The following is a 2,464-nucleotide window of genomic DNA, read 5'->3' as shown; positions in this document are numbered from 1 at the left end:
TTTCTTAAAAATATATCTAACAAATAATCCTGCTAAAACAAACACCCAAAATCCAATCTCACAGAAAATAATTAACCAACCAATCAAGTCAACACCCCTTTATTTAATACAACTGTATTAAATATCCACTTCATTATAACAAAAATTTCCAAAATAATTGTGAATTCTTAATGAACTAACCTCCCCCGTTAGTTGCATAAGAAACTCCTATGGCGGCGCTCCTCGCCGCCACCATCTACTACGAAAATCTAAACTCAAAATAGAGTCTAACCCATTAACCCCTTGACAATAATGGAAAATAACAATACAACCAGGCTGAACTTTTTTTGGTGGATCTTAAGGAAGATACCCTGTATAAGAAACTGGTTGTGACAGTATGGAAGAACCATTTAGTGTACTACTAGTACGTATACAAAAATTTTTGTAACAAATCTCCTGTCATATGTATTGTTAATTTTTTTTGAGGTGATTTCTCCTATGGAAGCAATGATTGAACGGTGTGCTGGCCTAGATGTACACCAAGAAACAGTAGTAGCCTGTGTATTATTTGGTCCATTAGATAAAAAGCCAAAGACCTCTATTGAAACTTTTTCAACTACAACAACGGGACTCTTGGCTTTAAGTGATTGGCTCGCTACCCTGCAGGTATCCGATGTTGTGATGGAAAGTACCGGAGTCTACTGGAAACCAATATGGAATATACTCGAAGGTTCTTTTCACCTTGTTCTTGCCAATGCCAGACATGTCAAAAATGTTCCAGGGCGTAAAACTGATGTGAAAGATGCCGAATGGCTTGCCAAGCTTCTAAGATGCGGACTTATTGAAAACAATTTTGTCCCACCAGAGGATATTCGTGATTTACGAGATCTTACTCGTTATCGAAAAAAATTGATTCATCATCGCACATCAGAGCAGAATCGCATTCACAAAATCCTTCAAGATGCTAATATCAAGCTAACATCCGTTCTATCAGACATTTTTGGTTTATCGGGACGTCGTATCCTTGAAGCGATTCTAAATGGTGAAAAAATAGAGACCGATGGTCTTCGAAAAATGGTGGATTGGCGAACAAAAGCAAGTATAACTGACATTGCAAGTGCAATTAATGGTCGTATTCGCCGTCATCATCGTGATATGTTGCGTTACCATTGGGATCATATGGGTTATTTAGAACAAACCATAGAAGAATTGGAAAAACAAATCGATCAACTCCTGTCCCCCTATCGTAAGGAAGTAGAATTATTGGATGGTATACCTGGTGTGAACAAAGCTGCCGCAGCCACTTTTATTGCGGAGATGGGTGTTGATATGTCCGTATTTAAGTCAGCTAAACATCTTGCCTCTTGGGCTGGTGTGAGTCCTGGAAATTACGAAAGTGCTGGTAAAAAAAAACGAGTAAAACCACACAAGGAAATAAAGCTTTAAAAACAATGGCCGTAGAATGTGTATTAGCAACATCAAGGCAAAATAATAGAATTGCTTCACATCGAAAAAGGATTACTAAACGACAGGGGAAAATGAAGGGACGAATCGCTTCTGCCCATTTACTATTAACGATTACTTACAACATCTTAAAAACAGGAGAACCTTATCATGAACTAGGCTCAAATTACCTTGAAGAAAAACAAAATAACAAAGAATTAAAAATGATCGAATACCTAAAAAAGAAAGGCTATACAATCGCTCCATCTGAACAACAAACTGCATAACCAGTTAAATAACGACATAGTACATTTACCCCCATCAAAAAAATGAGAATATGGAGGGTTTATTTTAGCATGGCTTTTTACTATTGTGTTTTCATACAAAAAAGCTGCCTTAAAGACAGCTCCGTTCTTCAGCTAACGCATCCGTTAGCTCATTAAGAAAAGCGATTCTGGAATATTAAAAAAGAGGCCATCCTTTTGGACAGCCCCCTTTCCGCTATTATAAAATTTCTAGTAGCGCTCGATATCATTATATTGGTTACTTCGGAATGTTACCATCCATAATTCAGAGAAGGCATCTCCAAAATGAATTGGCTTTCAATCTTTGAAAACTATGAGAATACTGCAATTTTACGTGCGATAGATTCTGTTAAACGAGATGCTACTTTTGGAACAGCCCATTTAATAATTGGTGTTAACACCGCACCAGATAATCCGCCTGCATGGATTTCCACCGTACAAGTCATTATTGTTTTACCATTAACATCTTCTGCAGTAAAGTGACCGCTTCCTGTAAAATTATCTGATAAACCTTTTAGTTCAAACTTAATATTTGAAGGTTCATTCCATTCGGTAATATCTACCTGAGCTTGGATTGTTTTCTTTATACCTTTCACACTACCTTCAAATGTCCAAATAGATTGCTTGTCATTTATGATTTCATGTTCTTTATAGGCTGGTACTGTCGTTGCCCATTTTTCGAGATCACTGACATAATCCCAAACTGCCTGTACATCTGCTGGAACTACTACAGTATG

General features: G+C 37.2%; 3 protein-coding genes. 2 read left to right on the top strand and 1 reads right to left on the bottom strand.

Features of this window, described 5'->3' with window-relative positions; all coding sequences use genetic code 11:
- Positions 1–477: 477 nt before the first annotated feature.
- Together MKZ26_RS22265 and MKZ26_RS22260 are read left to right on the top strand one after the other, a co-directional pair.
- A complete protein-coding gene (locus MKZ26_RS22265; protein WP_231892157.1) occupies positions 478–1,425 on the top strand; it encodes an IS110 family transposase in 948 nt (315 codons plus the stop codon).
- 92 nt (positions 1,426–1,517) lie between these two features.
- The gene (locus MKZ26_RS22260; protein WP_101226107.1) at positions 1,518–1,709 is read left to right on the top strand and encodes a hypothetical protein; all 192 of its coding nucleotides are present in this window, start codon (positions 1,518–1,520) and stop codon (positions 1,707–1,709) included.
- A gap of 329 nt (positions 1,710–2,038) precedes the next feature.
- Here the strand turns inward: MKZ26_RS22260 and MKZ26_RS22255 are convergent.
- On the bottom strand, positions 2,039–2,464 hold a 426-nt coding region (locus MKZ26_RS22255), incomplete at its 5' end, for a CoxG family protein (RefSeq protein ID WP_340767725.1).

Origin of the sequence: Sporosarcina sp. FSL K6-6792 (assembly GCF_038004885.1) — a bacterium.
Classification (GTDB): Bacteria; Bacillota; Bacilli; order Bacillales_A; family Planococcaceae; genus Sporosarcina; species Sporosarcina psychrophila.
Note: the sequence above shows the minus strand (reverse complement) of the source record. Positions and strands in the feature narration are given on the sequence as shown.

Coding starts and splice junctions, on each gene's coding strand:
- MKZ26_RS22260 (WP_101226107.1), top strand. CDS start 1,518: ATGAAGGGACGAATCGCTTCTGCCCATTTACTATTAACGATTACTTAC.
- MKZ26_RS22265 (WP_231892157.1), top strand. CDS start 478: ATGGAAGCAATGATTGAACGGTGTGCTGGCCTAGATGTACACCAAGAA.